Origin of the sequence: Frankia sp. R43, from assembly GCF_001306465.1 — a bacterium.
Lineage (GTDB): Bacteria > Actinomycetota > Actinomycetes > Frankiales > Frankiaceae > Parafrankia > Parafrankia irregularis.
In genome coordinates this window covers 152,723-170,362 of record NZ_LFCW01000004.1, presented here as the reverse complement: position 1 = coordinate 170,362, position 17,640 = coordinate 152,723, and the positions used below count along the sequence as shown (strand labels likewise).

The window sequence follows — 17,640 nt, the reverse complement described above, 5'->3', positions numbered from 1 at the left end:
GCCGCCCCGGGTCCTGCTCCGGCTGGGTGTGGCCGGGCCCGTGGGCGGATCAGACGCTGACGATCTCCTTGCGCAGCGGGGCGAGCGCCGCGCCGATCTTGCCGGTGGTCTCGGCCGGGACACCAAGCCCGGCCAGCGCCGCGACCAGGTGGTCGACCACCGCGTCGAAGTGCGCGTCGCTGATCTTGAGCGGGGTGTGGACGGCGGGAATGGCCCGGCCCTTGTACACCTCCGGGCCGCCGATCGCGGCGGCGATGAACGCACGCTGGTGGGCCTTGAGGCTGGGAATGTCACGGCCGGCGAAGTAGGGCGAGAGAACGGGGTCTGCCGTCACGCGAACGTAGAACTGGTCGACTGCGGCCTCGACAGCCGTCGCGCCACCGATCGCGTCGTAGATGCTCACCAGAGACTCGCTTTCGCAGAATTGACCCGGCCGCGGGCGCTGGCGCTGTTTCTGGTTATGGCCACGCCAGCCGGCAAGGTCGAGCAGGTGTGTGTCCCGACGGTTTCACTCAACCGCGCGAACAATGTCCCTAGAAAGGGTCCAATGTCGGCGTCGGGGAGACGGACGACGGGGCCGGTCGGGCCTTCCGACTTCCTCTTCTCCTCGGTGCGCTGGCAGCCCGGTGTGGGAGCGCGAACTGTGGCGCCTTGCTCCCCAGCAGACCAGTCTGGGTGGACGGACCTGGTGTGGCCGGGCGCCCAGGAGACAGGAGTGTGGCGGGATGCAGGAGTGTGACGGGATGGCTGTGACGGAACGGATCACGACTCCGTTCACCGCGGAATCGACGGCAGCGCAGGTGTTGGCAGGTGTCGATCTCGGTGGTCGCCGGTCCGTGGTGACCGGCGCCTCGTCCGGGCTTGGCATCGAGACCGCCCGTGCGCTCGCGGGTGCGGGCAGCGAGGTCACCCTGGCGGTGCGCGATCTCGGGGCGGGTCGCCGTGCCGCCGCCGACATCGCCGCCAGCACGGGCAACAACGCGGTGCACGTTGCTGCACTGGACCTCGCTGATCTTGGTTCCGTCGCCGCCTTCGCCGCGGCCTGGGTGGGTCCGTTGCACATCCTGGTCAACAACGCCGGGATCATGGCGACCCCGCAGATGAACACCCCGCAGGGCTGGGAGCTGCAGTTCGCCACCAATCATGTCGGCCACTTCGCGCTCGCCAGCGGCCTGCGCCCCGCGCTCGCGGCGGCCGGGGGAGCGCGGGTGGCGGTGGTCAGCTCGGCGGCGCACCTGCGGGCGGCGGTGGACTTCGACGACATCCACTTCGAACGCCGCCGTTACCAGCCATGGGTGGCGTACGGCCAGTCGAAGACGGCGAACGTGCTCTTCGCGGTGGAGGCGACCCGGCGCTGGGCCGAGGACGGGATCGCCGTGAACGCGCTGATGCCCGGCGCGATCTCGACCAACCTGCAACGTCATGTCGACACCGCCGAGATGGAGCGGCTGCGTGCCCGCAGCGGGGCGCCGGAGCAGCAGTGGAAGTCCGTGGAGCAGGGTGCCGCGACGTCGGTGCTGGTGGCGGCCTCGCCACTGCTCGACGGGGTCGGCGGCCGTTACTTCGAGGACTGCAACGAGGCGCTCGCGCACACCCCGGGCAGCCCGGGGGGAGTCGCCGCCTACGCGCTGGACCCGGGGGCAGCGAAGCAGCTCTGGGACGTCACCGCCCGCATGCTGGCGTAACACCGCCAGCCAGCTGACGATCTGGACACCCTTAGTGGTTATCCGGTTATTCCGAGTCAGGCTCGGGCAGATGGAGAGCGGTTGATGTCCGGCCGCCGATCGGCGGCGTACGGGCTGGTGAAGGCGGTGAGCATGCAGAACGACGCGGCGGTGGCCGGCCTCGTGCACGCCCGCGGCTGCCGTCTGGCGGTCGGCAGCGCTGTCACCCGGTCCATTCCACCGGCTCCACCGGCGGGCCAGGAGCGGGACGGCGCCCCGGCACGCAGCCCGCCGGCGGCAGGCCCGACGCTGCGGCCGGCGAGATTCACCAGCTCGGCGGCAGCTGGGACGCACCCACCGAATGGGCATTCCGACCGGCTCTCCGGACACTCGCGGGGTACTCCTTGAGGCCAGCCCGCCGGGGCCCGGAAACCATACCGGTAATCGTCGTCTCTGCTAGTGTTCGACACGTGGCAGGGCTTTGGGAGAACCAGGCCACGCATCGGCTTTCGCGGCGATGTTTCAGCGGGCGGCCCCGGGTGTCTTGAGCACACAACGCGTGAAAGTGTCATCGGCATCTGAAAAGCGCTGGCGGCACGTGCGGTGTACATCACCGGTGGTGGTGACCCGCGGACCCACAAGCAGAGCAGAAGCACAGAAACAGAAGGAGTGACATGGCGATTCGGTCGGTCAATCCGGCGACCGGTGCGGTGGTGCGCGCATTCGAGCCGCTCGACGCTGCCCAGATCGAGGAGCGTCTGTCCCGTGCCAGCGCCACCTTCGCCACCTACCGCCGGACGACGTTCGCGCAGCGGGCCGAGTGGCTGCGCCGCGCCGCCGACCTGCTCGACGCCGAGCTGCACGACATCGCCGTCACGATGACCACCGAGATGGGCAAGACCCTGCGCTCCGCCGAGGCCGAGGCGGCGAAGTGCGCGAAGGGGATGCGCTTCTACGCCGAGCACGCCGAGGGCTTCCTCGCCGACGAGCCGCTGAGCGACCCCGGCGTCGTCGGCGCGAAGCGGGCGTTCGGTCGCTACCAGCCGCTTGGCGTCGTCCTGGCGGTCATGCCGTGGAACTTCCCGCTCTGGCAGGTCGTCCGCTTCGCCGCGCCCGCGCTGATGGCCGGCAACGTCGGCCTGCTCAAGCACGCGTCGAACGTCCCACAGTGCGCGCTCTACCTTGAGGACCTGTTCCTGCGGGCCGGCTTCCCCGCCGGTGCGTTCCAGACCCTGCTGATCGGCGCCGGTCAGGTCGAAGGCGTGCTGCGCGACCCGCGGGTCGCCGCCGCCACCGTCACCGGCAGTGAGCCCGCCGGCCAGTCCGTCGCGTCGATCTGCGGGCACGAGATCAAGAAGACGGTCCTGGAGCTCGGCGGCAGCGATGCCTTCGTCGTCATGCCGTCAGCGGACGTCGAACGCGCCGCGTCCGTCGCCGTCACCGCACGCTGCCAGAACAACGGCCAGTCCTGCATCGCGGCGAAGCGCTTCATCGTGCACGAGGACGTCTACGACCAGTTCGCGCAGCTGTTCGTCGACGGGATGCGGGCGCTGAAGGTCGGCGACCCGATGGACCCCGGCACCGACGTCGGGCCGCTCGCCACCGAAGGCGGCCGCCAGGACATCGAGGAGCTTCTCGCCGACGCGGTGAAGCACGGCGCCAGCGTGCTGTGCGGGGGGACGGCCCCGGCCGGGCCGGGCTGGTTCTTCCCGCCGACCGTCGTCGGCGACATCACCCCGGACATGCGCCTGCACCTCGAGGAGGCGTTCGGGCCGCTGGCGACCATCTACCGGGTGCCCGACGTCGACACCGCGGTCGAGATCGCCAACGCCACGACCTTCGGACTCGGCTCCAACGCCTGGACGACCGACCCGGCCGAGCAGGAGCGGTTCATCACCGACCTTGACGCCGGCGCCGTCTTCATCAACGGCATGGTCACCTCCCACCCCGAACTGCCCTTCGGTGGCGTGCGCCGCTCCGGCTACGGCCGGGAGCTCAGCGCCGTCGGCATCCGCGAGTTCTGCAACCTCAAGACCGTCTGGGCCGCCTGACCGGATCGCCGGTAGGTGCCGGCAGCTGTCGGACAGGCCAACCCCGCAGGGCGTGATCGGTTCCCGCACGCGCCCTGCGGGGTTGGCAGCGGTTCCCGCGGCAGGGCCGCCCTCCACCGTTCCGTGCCACCGCAAGGCTGCCGACCACAGGGCTCAGGCGCGCCCGCGTTACGATCGGTGCCATGCTGTGGGTGGTCCGCCGTCCGCAGATGTCGCTTCGCGGCGCGACGATCATCGCCTCGGGCTCGGCCCCTATGACGTCGTGGGAGGAGCCGACCGAATCCGCCAGGTGCACATCGCGATGATCAGCGGGATGTCGGACGGCGGGAAGTACACCGCAGACGGCCCCGGCTCCGTCCGTGGCGCCCATTCCCACGCTGCACGCGTGGTGGCGAAGACGAGCTCGGTGAACAACTCGAAATCCCAGTCGTTCGGAAACGCGATGTACGCCAGGTCGTCGTCGCCACCAGATAGCTGGCCGCCCTGACACGAGTACATCGTGTGGATCCCGGCAGCCCACAACGCGGCGAGCAGGGTGGCTATGCCCGCATCCACCTGGATGGTGCGGCGGCCGTACAGCACGTCGACCTGTGAATGATCAGTCACGGGTCGGCCCGCCCGGAAGTCAACGCGATCTACACAGCACGCGGGCCGGCCACGGGTCGAAATTACACTCGGCAGCCGAACTCGCAAAACCGTCCGGCCGCGTTTTCCCATCACGCCCGCGGAGCGCCGTGCGGCGACACGAGTTCGAGGAAGGTGCCCCAGGGGAGCACGACGTAGATCCATACCCGGCCGGCGAGCGGGTGGTTCGCGCCCAGGGTCTGCGGTTCGCCGAGCACTTTGACTCCCGGTTCAGCCGCGAACGCGGTGGCGGTGGCGGCGACGTCCTCGACCTCGAACGCCAGGTGGTGACCGCCCGGGTCGCAGACGCGGGGCACCGCGCCCGTCAGGTCGGGCGCGTGCCACTCGAACAGCTCGAGGTCGGTGCCGGCCACCCGCAGCAGTTCCACCCGGTAGCCGGCATCGGGATGGGTGCCCAGCTGGCGGGGCAGGAGGGTGCGCGCCTCCACCGCCGCGTCGGGGTCGGTGGGGTAGATGCGCCGGTAGAGGGGCCGGGCCCCGAGCAGGCGGATGAACAGGGAGCTCGCCGCGCCGAGGTCGGGCACCGTGATCCCGATGTGATCGATCCGGACGGCCGCCGTGGTTGCCATGGTCGCCATGGTCGTCAACTCGGCAGGATCAGTGGGCCGGCCGCCCAGCTGGTCTCGTAGGGCGAGCGGAAGTCCAGCCACAGACGTAGGTGGGTCATCTTCCACACGCCGTCGCGCCGCTCGAAGTCGTTCTCGTACCGGCCGCCCTGCCAGAAGGCGACGTCCGGGCCGAAGGTGGCGGGCTCGAGGATCTTCCAGCGGCCGACCGCGCGGTCGCCGTCGACGGTGATCGACTCGTTCGTCAGGTAGTGCACGGTGAAGCTCAGGCGTTTCGGGCTGGCCTCGAACATCGCCGCGATGGCCTCGTGGCCGACCCAGCGGCCCTCGGCGAGCGGGCCGACACCTTCCCAGATGCCGTCGGGCCACCAGAGGTCGGCGAGGTCGCGGCCACGCTTGTCGTCGCACCACTGCATGTAGTCGGCCTTGACCTTGCGGATCGCGTCCTGGGATTCCAGCCGGTCGAGCCGGGTCAGCGCGTCGGCGAGTGTCGCCTCGAGGTCGCCGGCGCCGGCGCCGGCCGGGCCTTCCGTCACCTGTGTCATGTGCGTCAGCCTCTCGATGGTTGGGGGAGCAGCTTCGGGTAGCCCGGAGTCCGGAGCCCGGGCAGTGGTGGTCGCGGCTGTGGTGGTCGCGGCGGGTGCGGCGGCCGCAACGGTGCGGTAGCCCCGGCAGAGCGCCAGCCGCGGCGGTGCGGCCGGTGATCGGCCGGCGGCGCACACGGGCGGGCCGGTTAGCCGGATCGGGCAATTCACGTATGATATATCAAACAGCATTTGCTGGACTCGGCTCCGTCGTGCCAGGCCCCACACCCGTCACCGGAGGTCGCCCATGTCGCCATCCGCACCCACACCCGTGCCCGTACGCACCACGTTCGCCGACGTGCTCGATCCGATCTCGGGGGAGCGTCGATCGGTCAGCCTCGGCGGCGGGCGTGCGCTGGATCCCCAGGCGCCGGCCGGCCCGAACGACCGGGTCGTGGACGGTTCCGGCTTCTGGCTGCTGCCCGCCGTGTACGACGCCGATGCCCACCTGCCGCTGCTGGAGGTGGGGCTGCGCGAGGTGGACGTCTACGTCGCCCGGCACGGCGGCGTCTCGCACCAGAACGTCGCGCTGCAGTGGCAGGCACTGCGCCACCTGGACCTGCCCGGCATCGTCGCCGAGCTCCGACAGACGGTGCTGCCGGCGATCACGCCGCTGCTGTCGGTCAACATCGACGACACCGACGACTTCGCGGCCTGGTTCGACAAGCATCTGCCCGAGGTGCGCGACCTGCTCCCGCCGGTGTGCAAGCTCTACACCGCCGACCCGCACTTCGAGCGCCACCTGGACCTCGTCTGGTCGGCGGGCTTGCGAGCCGTCGTCTACTGCTACACCGAGCCGGACTTCGACTGGCTGGTCACCCACGTCGAGGGGCCGCTGCACGTGCGGCACGCGACGTCCGCGGGGTTCGTCGACCGGGTCCTCGCCAACGCCGGCGCGACCGTGCAGACGAGCCCGCACCTGCTCCACCCGCTCGCCCCGGGGCGCCGCGAGGATCTCGTCGTGCTGCCGACCCCACCCGACGACGCCGAACGCACTGCGCTGGCGGACGTCTTCCTCGACCGGGTGACGATGCTGGCGACCGACCACAACGCGCTGCCCGTCTCCGGCCCGACCGGCCCCGGCCTGCAGGCCCAGCAGCATCTGCTGCCGCTGCTGCTCTCGCTGTGCGACGTCTACGGCTGGACGCCCGCGCAGCTGTGGCCGAAGATCACCACCGCCCCGACGGAGGTGTTCGGCACCGTCCACCCGCAGGGCTGGGTGGTGGTCGACCCCGCCCACCGGGAGCAGGTGTCGCCGTGGCCGATGCAGGCCGCGGACCGGGCGGCCTTCGTGGGGCTGACCCTGCCCGGCCGGGTCCTCGCGATCGGCTCCGGCGACCACGCGGAACTGGTTTGACCGACACGACCGAGACCTCGCCCGCCCTGGATGACGCGTTCGGGCTGCTCACGGTCGCGATGACCGCCGGTGCGAAGATCACCCAACCGGTGCTTGGGGGAGTCCGCACGCGGCTGATCGAGGTCGGGGACCCGGGGCTGCCGACCGTCGTCCTCCTGCACGGCACCGGCGGGCATCTGGAGGCGTTCGCGCACGTGCTCGCCCCGTTCGCGCGCTGGTTCCACTGCGTGGCCTACGACCTGCCCGGCCATGGCTGGTCGGGGCCACCGGCGGTGGCCGACGGTGGCTATGAGATCCCCGCCTACGTGGACCACCTCGACGCGGTTCTCGACCATGTCGACCAGCCCCGACGGGCCGCCGGCCGTGGCCCGGGCGACGCCCAGCACCGGCTCGCGCTGGTGGGGGTTTCCCTCGGTGGGTGGATCGCCGCCCGCCACGCCGCCGCTCGCCCCGGGCGGGTCGACGCGCTGGTGCTCGTCGCTCCCGGCGGTGTCCGGGCTGATCCGGCGGTGATGGGCGCGCTGCGTTCGCTGTCGTCCGCCGCGGTCGAGCGGCCCGGCGAGGCGGCGGTGCGGGACCGGCTGGAATGGCTCGTCGCTGATCCGGCCGCGGTGACGGACGCGCTGGTCGCGACCCGGCTGCGGCTCTGCCGGCAGCCCGGCGCCGCCGAGCGGATGGCGGGGTTGCTGTGCCTGCAGGACCCCGATGTGCGTCGGCGAAACATGATCAGTGAGGCAGAGGCCGCGTCGATCGGTGCGGCCACGCTCGTGCTGTGGGGGACGGAGGACCCGACCGGCCCCGCCGCGACCGGTGCCGCGTTCGCCCGGCGGGTTCCCGGCGCCCGGTTCGAGGCGCTCACCGACCTGGGCCACTGGCCGCAGTTCGAGGATCCGACCCGGTTCGCCGAGGTCAGCGTTCCGTTCCTGCGAACGGCGCTCGGCCCGTCGAGCCCTCGCGCCTCTCGTACAACGGAAAGGTGACTGGTACGTGACCGCTATTTCGGACCCGGCCGCGGGCATCGCCCCCACCGGGCGGTCAACCGGGCGGGCAACCGGGCGTCCCGGAGCGCGTCCCGCGGCGCCGGACGATCTGCGTCCGCTGGTCGCCGGGCTGGTCGGCGAGCTTGCGGCGTCCGCCGGGCCGGTCGCGACGGCGATCACCCCGCCGCCGGCCTGCTACACCTCGCCGCTGTTCTTCGAGGCCGAGCGGGACGCCGTGTTCGGCCGCACGTGGCTGTACCTGTGCCACGTCAGCGAGCTACCGGCGGCCGGTGACCACCTCGCCGTCACGGTGGCCGGTGAGCCACTGGTCGTCACCCGCGGTGAGGACGATGCGATCCGGGTGCTCTCCGCGCTGTGCCGGCATCGCTCGTATCCGCTGGTCGTCGAGGACGGCAACTCCCGGCAGCTGCGCTGCCCGTACCACTACTGGGCCTATGGCCTGGACGGCTGCCTGGTGGCGGCGCCCACGATGGAGCCGGGGCACCCCCTCGCCGAGCTGCGGCGCACCGCGAACCTGCCGTCGTTCCCGGTGGAGATCTTCCACGGCTTCGTCTTCACCCACCTGGGAGGCCTGGGCGGCCCGGATGGCCTGGGCAGCCCCGGCAGTGAGCCGCCGCCGCTGGCGCCGACGCTCGCCGCACTCGAAGCGGAGCTGGCCGGTTACCGCACCGAGGACCTCGTGGTCGGGCATCGGCTGACGCTGCCGGACCTGCCCTGGAACTGGAAGAACATGCTGGAGAACGCGCTGGAGGCGTACCACACGAGCTTCCTGCACGCCGGCTACCACGACACGGCCCCGGCACGCCTCGTGCGGTTCCTCGACTTCGACCCGGCCACCGACGGCGCGATCCTGCGGCACGCCGGCCTCGTCCGACCGGACGGCGGTTTTCTCACCGACGACGGCACGGCGGCCTTCCCGATCCTGCCGCATCTGCGGGACGAGCAGCGCGGACGCATTCTCTACACCGCTGTTCCGCCGCTCATGTTCGCCTCGCTCAAGCCCGACAGCGCCATGATCATGCGGATTCTGCCGGACGCGGTGGACCGGATGACGCTGACCGTGACCTGGCTCTTTCCGCCGGCCACGGTGGCCGCCCCGACGTTCGCCGCGGCGATGGCCCGCCAGCTCGCCTTCTTCGACATCGTCAACGGCCAGGACATGGCCGCCAACGAGCGGATGTACCGGGGCCTGCGGGCCCGCGGCGCGGTTCGTGGCCCGTACTCGCCCCAGGAGGCCACATTGCCGCAGTTCAACGCGTGGCTGCTGCGGCAGATGACGTCCTGGCTCGCCGACGGGCAACCGAATCCTGCCGGTGGTCACCAGGGCATGGACGGTGCGGCGTGACCGGGACGGCGTTCACCGGGACGAGCCTCGTGGACGGGGCGCTACCGCCGCGGCGACTCGCCCACGTCAACCTGTTCGTCGCCGATCTCGCCGTGTCACTGGACTTCTACACCCGGATCTGCGGCCTGGAGCTCGTCTTCTCCGAACCGGGCATCGGCGCCTGCTTCCTTAGTAACGGACACAGCCACCACGACCTCGCCCTCATGCAGGTCTCGGAGGAGGCCCGGGTCGGGCGGGACGGTCACGTCCAGGTCTCCCGGGGCCGGGGCCGCGCCCCCGGGCTGAACCATCTGGGCTGGGAGATGGCGAGTGAGGCCGACCTCGTCGCGACGATCGGCGCGCTGGGCACGGCGGGGGTGCGGCTGCACCGCACCGTCGACCACCAGATCTCGCGCAGCGCCTACCTGTTCGACCCGGACGGGACCTACCACGAGCTGTACGCGGACGCCGCCACGGACTGGCGCGAGATCTACCGGGCGAACGAGAACCAGCTGATCACCGGAGGCTGGGATCCGCATGCGGTCGCCGCGGACCCGGTGCCGCACTGGGAGGCCGCGCCGGTGACCGCGCGGGTGGACTCCGCCGCGCTGCATCCGGTGCGCACGGCCTGGGCGGCACTGCGGGTCGCCGATGTCGGCCGCGCCGAGCGCTTCTTCCGCGCGGTCCTGGGCCTGCGGCCGCTCACCGGGAGCGCCGTGGCGCTCCCGGGGCAGGTGGTGCTCGGCGGGTCGGCCGGCCGACCCGATCTGACGCTGCGCCCGGCCGGCGGTCGCCCGCCGGGCCTCGACGCGTTCGTGCTGAGCGTCGACAGTGTGGACGAACTCAACCGCGGCCGGCACAGACTGGCCGCGAGCGGCACGCCCTTCCAGGAAGCCACGGGCGACACGCCTACGCGCACTCTGGAACTGCACGACCCGGATGGCAACCGGGTCGTGTTCGCCGCGGTGGAACAGAAGGAACACTTCCTGGAACAGTCCGTTACCTGACCGCAATCCGGCCTGAGCGCACTTCATATATGTTCCAACGTGTGTGGGGTGCGAAGGTGCAAACGGGAGTGAAGGCGGCAACGCGTTCCCTCCGTGCAGCGCCACCACCGCTCATCCTGCTCGTCTCGGCGGGCTTCTTCGCGTCGTCCATCCTGCCCGCCCAGTGGGCGGTCCGGGATCTGCGTCCCGCCGCGGCGGTGGCGGTCAGATTCGTCGTCGCGACCGCCCTGGTCGGGCTGGCGCTGGCAGCCGTGGCCTGGCGGCGCACCGCGGCGGTGGGGGCCGCGGCCGGCGCGGAGATGCTCGCCGGTGCCGCCGCTGGTGGCGGCACCGGCGGCGGCACCGGCGGCGGGCAGAAGGTGCTCACCCGTCTGCTGGTGACGGGATCGGTGCTGGCAGGCGGCGTCAACACGGTGGGATTCGTCCTGCAGAACTCGGCGCTCGACCGTGCCGAGGCCGGCACCGTCGCGTTCCTGTCGAGCATGTCCGTCGTGGTCGTCCCGGTGCTGCTGGCACTCGCGTCGCGGCACTGGCCGCCTGGGCGTCGGATCGCCGGTGTGGCGCTCGCCGTCGCCGGCAGTTTCGTGCTCACCGGCGCGGAGCTGGACCTGGGCGCCGGTGAGGCCCTGGCACTGCTGTCCGCCGTGGGCGGAAGCCTGCATGTGATGGCGACCAGCCATTTCGCGCCGCTGCTGCGCGGACCGTGGTTCAACCTCGGCCAGCTCGGCGTCGTCGCGTTGCTCGCCTCTCTCGCCACCGCCGTCGTCGGTGTCGGCGCGGTGACCTGGCCGGCGCTGCTCGCCGCGGGCTACACCGGCGTCGCGCAGGCCGTGGGGCTGTCCCTGCAGGTCATGGCCCAGCGTCGGCTGGACGGCGGCCAGGCCGTCATGATCCTCACGACGATCCCCGTGATGACCACGGTGGCCGCCTGGCTGGTGGTCGGTGACCCGCTCACCGCCGCCGTCGTGGGTGGCGGCGTGCTCATCGTCGCCGGGGTGGCGGTCTCCGAATGCGGGGCGCCGCCGTGGCCGCCGGGCCGAATCGCGTCCTCTTTCCCCGCCAGTTTCCCAGCTCGTTTGTCCGCCCGTTCTCCGTCCCGTCACCCCCGCCCGCCGAATCCCGTATTTCCGCTCAGTCAGCCAACCAGCGGACCAGCGGCGCCTGCCGCCCTCGATGCTCCGGTGGCTCTGGCAGGTGAGGAGTAGCCGTGAACGTCGTGACGCCACAGGTCAGCGAGATCCTGTCCGAGATCCGGGCCTCCACCGGTGATTTTCGCACCGCACGGACCATGCCGCCGGAGGTCTACACCTCCGAGGAGTTCTTCCGCTTCGAATGGGAGTCGGTCTTCGCCCGGGAATGGCTCTGCCTGGGACATGTCAGCCAGATTCCCGAGATCGGTGACTACTTCGCGATCAACGTCGGCCCGGAGCCGCTCATCGTGACCCGCGCCGAGGACGGCGAGGTTCGGGTGCTGTCGGCGATCTGCCAGCACCGGGGCTATCCGATCGTCGAGGCCGGCGAGACCGGAAACGCGAAGCGGCTGCGGTGCCCCTACCATTTCTGGTCCTACGAGCTCGACGGCCGGCTCGCGACGGCACCGGAGATGACCCGGACCTGCCCGCTCGCCGAGCTGAAGGACGAGACCGCGCTGCCGGCGCTGAAGGTGGAGCTGTTCGGCGGCTTCATCTTCGCCACCATGAATCCCGACCAGCCGCCGCTCGGGCCGACCCTGGACAAGCTCGCCCCCGAGATGGAGGCGTTCGACACGGTCAACCTCAGGGCGGTGAAGACCGTCGACTACCCCAACCAGCCGTGGAACTGGAAGGGAATGCACGAGAACGCGCTGGAGCCGTACCACACCCTCTTCGTCCACGCGGGCTATCACGACGTCGCACCCGCGCAGAACGCCACGTTCCTGGAGTGGGACGACAACGACGGCCAGGTGATGCACCCGACCGCCTTCCGGAAGATGGACGCGGCGTTCACGCCGAGCGGCCAGCCGATACTTCCGATCATCGCCGGCCTGGACGAGACCCGCCGCAGCCGGGTCATGTTCGCGTCCATTCCGCCGGTGGTCTTCTTCGCGTTCAGCCCGGACCAGGTCTTCGTCTTCCTGGTGCTCCCGGAGTCGGCCGAGTCGATGACGCTGCGCGTCACCTGGCTGTTCCCGGAGAGCTCGATCAAGGAACCTACGTTCGAATGGGCGCTGGACGTCCAGAACACCATCAACGGTGTCATCAACGAGCAGGATTTCGTCACCAACCGCCGGATGCAGCTCGGGCAGCGCTCCCGGTACGCCAAGCGTGGCCGCTACAGCCATCTGGAGTCGACGCTGCCGCAGTTCAACAGCTGGCTGGTGAAGCGCTACGAGGCCTACCTGGAGCAGGCCGGCGAGCGCAGCCCGGTGTAGTCAGCCCCGCTGCTGGCAAGCCCGCCCCCGTGTTAGGCGCTGCCATGGGGGACGTCCGCCTACAGGCAATGCATCATATATTGTCCCGACTGGATGGGTTGTTCGGTGAGGGCGCCCATCTGCGAAACGGAGTGTCGTGAAGTCTTCCCGTTACCTGGGCGTGGCGCTGGCCGGTGCGCTGGCCTTCAGCGCGGCGAGCGCCTGTTCCTCGGATGACGACAGCAGCGACGGCGCCAGCTCGTCCGGCGCCAAGCTCACCGACGTCAAGATGGTCCTGAGCTGGCTGCCCGGCGCCGACAACGTCGGATTCCTCGCCGCCAAGGAGCTCGGCTACTACTCCGACCTCGGCCTCAACGTCGACATCCAGGCCGGTGGCCCGGACGTGAACGCCGAGCAGCTCGTCGGATCCGGCGCGGCCCAGTTCTCCGCCGACGCGTTCACCAACGTGCTGACCGCCAACGACGCCGGCACCAAGCTGGTCTCGCTCGCCCAGCTCACCGAGCACTCGGCGATCCGCCTGGTCTCCCGGAAGGAGGACAACATCACCTCCCCGGACGACTGGAAGGGCAAGAAGATCGGCATCTTCTCCAGCGTCAACTCGTTCTACGCCTCGCTCGCCAAGCACGGGCTGGACCAGGACACCGACGTGAACCTCGTCGAGCAGGGCGCGGACATGTCGGCGTTCCTCTCCGGTGAGCTCGACATGGCCTCGGGCTACTCGTACAACGAGGTCGGCCAGGTCATCGCCGGCGGTGTGCCCGCCTCCGACCTCAACGTGTACTCCTACGAGGACGACGACACCGCGACCCTGGAGATGCAGATCTTCGCCGACTCCGACTACACGGCGAAGAACCCGGACACCGCGGCCGCCTTCGTCGCCGCCTCGCTGAAGGGCTGGGCATACTGCCGTGACAACGCGGACGAATGCGCCAAGCTCCCCGGAAAGTACGGCTCGGTCACCCCGGTCGACTTCATGACCTGGAGCGTCAACGAGTACAACAAGGTGCTCTGGCCGGCTGCCGCCTCCCAGGGCGAGATGGGCGTCATGAACGCCGACAGATTCGAGGCGACTGCGAAGATCCTGCTCGACAACGACGTCATCAGGACCGCCCCGGACGTGAGCTCGCTCATCAGGTCCGACGTCTACGACGCCGCTGTCGGCCTGCTGGGTTCGGACGTCGACCTGAAGGGCTCCTCCTACACCCCGCTCGACGTCGAGCCCTGATCTCCTCGCGGACCCGGGCAGCGGTGTTCCGTCCCCGACCGGCGATCCGGAGGTCCGTGGCACGGCTCGCGAGCCATGCCACGGACCTCCGGACCCGCCACGGCCGCGTCCGCCACGCGGCCCGACTCCGACTCCATCCCCCTTCGACTCCATCCCCCGGGAAGTCATGGCCAAAGGTCGGCCGGGCAGGCTCGCCCGCACGTTCTCCGCGGACCTGCGTCCGCTGCGCCAGTCCGTCGCGTTCCGCAGATTCTGGCTCGCGGAGGGCATCGGTCTCACCGGCACCCAGGTCGTCCTCACGACCGCCCTGCTGGAGATCTACGCCGACACGGACTCCGCGTTCGCCGTCGGACTGACCGGCGCGGCGACGTTCGTCCCGCTGCTGGTCTTCGGCATCGTCGGCGGCGCCGTGGCCGACGCGTTCGACCGCCGGGTCGTCGTCCTGTTCACCTCCGCGGGGATGGCGCTCACCCCGGCGCTGCTCACGCTGCAGGCCGTCGTGGACGCACCCGTCGGGGTCCTGTTCGGGCTGATGGGCCTGCAGGCGGCGCTGTCGGCGATCGACGCGCCGGCCCGCCAGACGTTCGCGGCCCGGCTGCTGCCCGCCGACCAGCTCCCCGCCGTCGGCGCGCTCGAAGGCGTGACCACGACCGTGGCGATGACCGGCGGACCACTGCTCGCCGGCGTACTCGTCGCCGGCGCGGGCTACGGGACGTCCTACGCGGTGGTCGTCGTCTCCTATGCCGCGATCTTCGCCGCGACCTGGCTGCTGCCCCCGATGCGGCCCGAAGGCGGCGGCACCCACGCCGGGCTGCGCAGCGTCGTCGACGGGCTGCGCTTCCTGCGGGGACGTCCCGTGCTCGCGATGACCTTCCTGGTCGACATCAACGCCATGCTGTTCGGAATGCCCCGGGTGCTGTTCGCGGTGCTCGCCGTCGAACAGTTCCACGGCGGCCCGCGGACCACCGGCCTGCTCTACGCGGCGATGGCCATCGGCGGCACGATCGTCGCGGTGACCGGCGGCTGGCTGTCCCGGGTGAGCCGTCAGGGCCTGGTGGTGGCCGTGTCCATCGCCGTCTGGGGTGCGGCCATCGCCCTGTCCGGCCTGGTCGGGACGCTGCCGCTGGCCCTGCTGCTGCTCGCGGTCGCGGGTGGCGCTGACACGGTCTCCGCCGTGTTGCGCACGACGATCCTGCGGGTCGCCGCCCCGGACGCCGTGCGTGGCCGGATGGCGGGCCTGTTCATGGTGACGGTCACCGCCGGGCCCAGCCTCGGTGACCTGGAGTCCGGCCTGGTCGCCGGGTTCACCTCGGCCCAGTTCAGCGTCGTCGCCGGTGGCGTGGCCTGCCTGGTCGGCCTCGCCGTGCTGCTCGCGGCGATGCCGTCCTTCCTGCGGTACCGCGGCACCGAGCCCGCCGAGCCGACCGGGCCCGCCGAGCCGACCGGGCCCGCCGAGCCGACCGAGCCCGCCGACTCCGCTGGGGACGCCGACTCCTTCGGGATGTCGGTCGGCATGTCGGCGCACATCCCCGGGGAGGTGGCCACCGGCGCGGGACCGGCCCGGACGGGTGGGTGACCGGCCGGGTCCCTCACCTTGCGGACAGTACGGTGGGCCCGTGGGCAGCGACGACGACGATGCGGACGCCCGCCGCCCGGGAAAGCGCTGGATGTCGGCGGTGCGCGCCTGGTGGCGCCGCCCGGCGGACATCGGCCAGGTCGGGCAGGATCCGGACGTGCGTTTCAGCCTCGCGAACGAGCGTACGTTCCTAGCCTGGCTGCGGACCTCGCTCGCCCTGCTCGCCGGCGGCGTGGCCGTGGTGCAGGTCGTGCCCGACTTCAGCTTCTCCGGCGCCCGGCACGTGCTGGGCGTACCGCTCATCCTGCTCAGCATCGCCGTCGCCGCGACCAGCTACCGCCGGTGGGCACTCGTCGAGAGGGCGATGCGCGAACGGAGGTCGCTGCCCGTCTCGGGGCTGCCGCGCGTGCTCGCGGCCGGCGTGGCAGCGCTGAGCCTGGTCGCGCTGATCTTCGTGCTGGTGGCCGGCAAAGGCCCCCAGTGAGCACCAACCCGGGTGACGTGGGGCCTGCGGGCAGTTCGAAGCGCGGCTCCGCGGAGCCGTCACGTGGCGACATCCCGACGGCACCGGATCTGCTCGCGGGGGAGACCCAGCCGGAACGGACCTACCTGGCCTGGCGGCGGACCGGGCTGGCCTTCCTCGGACTGGCCGCACTGTTGATGCACAACCCCCACGACTACGGCGGCGGCCCACTGGGCTGGGCAGCCGCGGCGGCGGCGACCGCCGGCGGCGTGACGGCGTGGCTGACCGCCTCACGGCGCTACCACCAGGGCATGGTCGACCCCACTGGCCGCTGGGTGCACCCGGGACGGGCTCTTCCGCTTCTGACCCTGGCCGCGGTGGTGTGCGGGCTGCTGGCCCTCGCCCTCGTCGCCAGCTGAGCCGGTGCGCCTGGCAAGCGCGCACTATGTGGCGCGGCGAGGGCCTCTGGGCCAGCGGTGCTCCGTCACTGTCAGCGCACGTTGCGGGGACGGAACTGGGCGCTCAGCCGGGGGCCGATGGGGCGGGTGGTCTTCGGCACGGCGTGATCCCAGGTGCGCTGGCAGCTGCCGCCCATGACCAGCAGATCGCCGTGCCCGAGTGTGAGCCGGATCGTCGTGCTCGTGCTCGTGGCCGTGGCCGTGGCTGTGCTCGTGGCCGCAGGCCCACCGGGGCGCGGCCGTAGCAACAGGGCGCGGGGAGCGCCGAGAACGAGGATCGCCACCATCGTGTCGTGGCTGGAACCACGGCCGATCCGGTCGCCGTGCCACGCGACGCTGTCGCGGCCATCCCGGTAGAGAGCCAGGCCTAGTGTCGCGAACGGCTCACCCAGCTCCGGGGCGTAGTGCAGGTCGAGCGCACGCCTGGCAGCCATGAGCGCCGGGTCGGGCAGAGGCTGACCCTCCTCGTAGAAGGACAGCAGCCGGGGGATGTCGACCGTCCGGTCGTACATCGGGCGGCGTTCGGCGCGCCAGGGAACCTGGGCGCACAGGCGCTCGAACAGCGAGTCGGCGCCGGTGACCCAGCGACGGCGCAGGTCGACCCAGGCGCCGGCGGCCAGCTCGTGGCGGCGCAGGCCCTCGCGCAGCGGCTCCACGACGGCATCGGCCTGCCCGTCGGGCAGCACGTCGAGCAGCGACGCCTGGAACGGGGCTGCCCTCACCCTCCCGACGATACCAAACACATGTTCGATCGCGGTCCCGGTGGACGGCGCGGAATGCTCCCGAGCGCGCACATGAAAGTATCCGCGGGGGCCGGGACCGGCCGGACGAAGGAGCGATGATGGGCAACGAGCCGGAACCGGACGGACCTCTGGTGCGCGCCGCCGGGGGAGTGGTGTGGCGCGCCGTGCCCGGCGGGGTGGAGATCGTGGTCGTCCACCGGCCGCGGCACGAGGACTGGTCGCTGCCGAAGGGGAAGCTGGACGACGGGGAGACCTGGCTCGCGGCCGCCGTCCGCGAGGTCGCGGAGGAGACCGGGCTCGATGTGGAGGTCGGTGAGTCCCTCGGCGACGTGACGTACGAGGTCGAGCGGCACGGCACCAGGAGTCCCAAGATCGTGCGCTACTGGGCGCTGCGGGCGACCGGCGGCACGTTCGTCCCCAACGAGGAGGTGGACGAGCTGCGCTGGCTGTCGCTCGAGGCGGCGGCCGGGCTGCTCAGCTACGGCCTGGACCGCGAGGTGGTGGACCGGTTCCGCGGCCGACAGGCCGCGGGCTGACCGCTCGCGGCCCGCGCTGCCCGGCGTCGT

General features: G+C 71.3%; 18 protein-coding genes. 13 read left to right on the top strand and 5 right to left on the bottom strand.

The window, feature by feature from the left end; all coding sequences use genetic code 11:
• Nucleotides 1-49: 49 nt before the first annotated feature.
• On the bottom strand, nucleotides 50-403 hold the full coding sequence (locus ACG83_RS18170) for a group 1 truncated hemoglobin (RefSeq protein ID WP_054567419.1): 354 nt from the start codon (nucleotides 401-403) through the stop codon (nucleotides 50-52).
• A gap of 340 nt (nucleotides 404-743) precedes the next feature.
• Here ACG83_RS18170 and ACG83_RS18165 point away from each other — a divergent pair, with 340 nt between their 5' ends.
• Both ACG83_RS18165 and ACG83_RS18160 read left to right on the top strand, forming a co-directional pair.
• Complete coding sequence (locus tag ACG83_RS18165) at nucleotides 744-1,685, top strand: SDR family NAD(P)-dependent oxidoreductase (RefSeq protein WP_054567882.1); 942 nt, start codon at nucleotides 744-746, stop codon at nucleotides 1,683-1,685.
• A gap of 653 nt (nucleotides 1,686-2,338) precedes the next feature.
• Entirely contained in the window at nucleotides 2,339-3,715 is a 1,377-nt protein-coding gene (locus tag ACG83_RS18160; RefSeq protein ID WP_054567418.1) for an NADP-dependent succinic semialdehyde dehydrogenase, read from the top strand.
• A 252-nt stretch (nucleotides 3,716-3,967) separates the two neighbouring features.
• Here ACG83_RS18160 and ACG83_RS18155 read toward each other — a convergent pair whose 3' ends face one another.
• The 3 genes from ACG83_RS18155 to ACG83_RS18145 all read right to left on the bottom strand — a co-directional run bounded on the left by ACG83_RS18155 (nucleotide 3,968) and on the right by ACG83_RS18145 (nucleotide 5,471).
• On the bottom strand, nucleotides 3,968-4,321 hold the full coding sequence (locus ACG83_RS18155) for a hypothetical protein (protein WP_131831002.1): 354 nt from the start codon (nucleotides 4,319-4,321) through the stop codon (nucleotides 3,968-3,970).
• Nucleotides 4,322-4,431: 110 nt separating this feature from the next.
• Nucleotides 4,432-4,938, bottom strand: a complete 507-nt coding sequence (locus ACG83_RS18150; RefSeq protein ID WP_054567416.1) for a VOC family protein — start codon at nucleotides 4,936-4,938, stop codon at nucleotides 4,432-4,434.
• A 5-nt stretch (nucleotides 4,939-4,943) separates the two neighbouring features.
• A complete protein-coding gene (locus ACG83_RS18145) occupies nucleotides 4,944-5,471 on the bottom strand; it encodes a nuclear transport factor 2 family protein (RefSeq protein WP_152991435.1) in 528 nt (175 codons plus the stop codon).
• Between the two features lie 286 nt (nucleotides 5,472-5,757).
• On the opposite strand from ACG83_RS18145, the gene ACG83_RS18140 reads away from it, so the two are divergent.
• From ACG83_RS18140 to ACG83_RS18095, 10 genes are all read left to right on the top strand, one after another.
• Nucleotides 5,758-6,867 carry a hypothetical protein gene (locus tag ACG83_RS18140; RefSeq protein ID WP_152991434.1) on the top strand — a complete coding sequence of 370 codons (1,110 nt, stop codon included), beginning with the start codon at nucleotides 5,758-5,760 and terminating at the stop codon, nucleotides 6,865-6,867.
• On the top strand, nucleotides 6,864-7,847 hold the full coding sequence (locus tag ACG83_RS18135) for an alpha/beta fold hydrolase (protein WP_054567413.1): 984 nt from the start codon (nucleotides 6,864-6,866) through the stop codon (nucleotides 7,845-7,847). Before ACG83_RS18140 ends, ACG83_RS18135 begins: the two co-directional genes overlap by 4 nt.
• A gap of 7 nt (nucleotides 7,848-7,854) precedes the next feature.
• On the top strand, nucleotides 7,855-9,213 hold the full coding sequence (locus ACG83_RS18130) for an aromatic ring-hydroxylating dioxygenase subunit alpha (RefSeq protein WP_054567412.1): 1,359 nt from the start codon (nucleotides 7,855-7,857) through the stop codon (nucleotides 9,211-9,213).
• Nucleotides 9,210-10,199, top strand: coding sequence for a VOC family protein (locus tag ACG83_RS18125; RefSeq protein WP_054567411.1), 990 nt, complete (start codon nucleotides 9,210-9,212; stop codon nucleotides 10,197-10,199). Before ACG83_RS18130 ends, ACG83_RS18125 begins: the two co-directional genes overlap by 4 nt.
• Nucleotides 10,200-10,267: 68 nt before the next feature.
• A complete protein-coding gene (locus ACG83_RS18120; RefSeq protein ID WP_054567410.1) occupies nucleotides 10,268-11,404 on the top strand; it encodes a DMT family transporter in 1,137 nt (378 codons plus the stop codon).
• Between the two features lie 2 nt (nucleotides 11,405-11,406).
• Entirely contained in the window at nucleotides 11,407-12,609 is a 1,203-nt protein-coding gene (locus tag ACG83_RS18115) for an aromatic ring-hydroxylating dioxygenase subunit alpha (protein WP_054567409.1), read from the top strand.
• Nucleotides 12,610-12,745: 136 nt separating this feature from the next.
• Nucleotides 12,746-13,834 (top strand): ABC transporter substrate-binding protein, encoded by a 1,089-nt coding sequence (locus ACG83_RS18110; RefSeq protein WP_152991432.1) that lies wholly within the window; start codon nucleotides 12,746-12,748, stop codon nucleotides 13,832-13,834.
• 166 nt (nucleotides 13,835-14,000) lie between these two features.
• Nucleotides 14,001-15,410: an MFS transporter gene (locus ACG83_RS18105; protein ID WP_083473347.1), complete on the top strand. Its 1,410-nt coding sequence runs from the start codon at nucleotides 14,001-14,003 to the stop codon at nucleotides 15,408-15,410.
• A 40-nt stretch (nucleotides 15,411-15,450) separates the two neighbouring features.
• Complete coding sequence (locus tag ACG83_RS18100) at nucleotides 15,451-15,894, top strand: YidH family protein (RefSeq protein ID WP_083473346.1); 444 nt, start codon at nucleotides 15,451-15,453, stop codon at nucleotides 15,892-15,894.
• The gene (locus tag ACG83_RS18095) at nucleotides 15,891-16,292 is read left to right on the top strand and encodes a DUF202 domain-containing protein (protein WP_235497995.1); all 402 of its coding nucleotides are present in this window, start codon (nucleotides 15,891-15,893) and stop codon (nucleotides 16,290-16,292) included. Before ACG83_RS18100 ends, ACG83_RS18095 begins: the two co-directional genes overlap by 4 nt.
• 71 nt (nucleotides 16,293-16,363) lie before the next feature.
• On the opposite strand, the gene ACG83_RS18090 is transcribed toward ACG83_RS18095, so the two are convergent.
• Nucleotides 16,364-17,053, bottom strand: a complete 690-nt coding sequence (locus tag ACG83_RS18090) for an alpha-ketoglutarate-dependent dioxygenase AlkB (RefSeq protein ID WP_152991431.1) — start codon at nucleotides 17,051-17,053, stop codon at nucleotides 16,364-16,366.
• Nucleotides 17,054-17,172: 119 nt separating this feature from the next.
• Here ACG83_RS18090 and ACG83_RS18085 point away from each other — a divergent pair, with 119 nt between their 5' ends.
• Nucleotides 17,173-17,610, top strand: coding sequence for an NUDIX hydrolase (locus ACG83_RS18085; RefSeq protein ID WP_054567407.1), 438 nt, complete (start codon nucleotides 17,173-17,175; stop codon nucleotides 17,608-17,610).
• Nucleotides 17,611-17,640 lie beyond the last annotated feature (30 nt).

Coding starts and splice junctions, on each gene's coding strand:
- ACG83_RS18165 (WP_054567882.1), top strand. CDS start 744: ATGGCTGTGACGGAACGGATCACGACTCCGTTCACCGCGGAATCGACG.
- ACG83_RS18160 (WP_054567418.1), top strand. CDS start 2,339: ATGGCGATTCGGTCGGTCAATCCGGCGACCGGTGCGGTGGTGCGCGCA.
- ACG83_RS18150 (WP_054567416.1), bottom strand. CDS start 4,938: ATGGCGACCATGGCAACCACGGCGGCCGTCCGGATCGATCACATCGGG.
- ACG83_RS18145 (WP_152991435.1), bottom strand. CDS start 5,471: ATGACACAGGTGACGGAAGGCCCGGCCGGCGCCGGCGCCGGCGACCTC.
- ACG83_RS18140 (WP_152991434.1), top strand. CDS start 5,758: ATGTCGCCATCCGCACCCACACCCGTGCCCGTACGCACCACGTTCGCC.
- ACG83_RS18105 (WP_083473347.1), top strand. CDS start 14,001: ATGGCCAAAGGTCGGCCGGGCAGGCTCGCCCGCACGTTCTCCGCGGAC.
- ACG83_RS18085 (WP_054567407.1), top strand. CDS start 17,173: ATGGGCAACGAGCCGGAACCGGACGGACCTCTGGTGCGCGCCGCCGGG.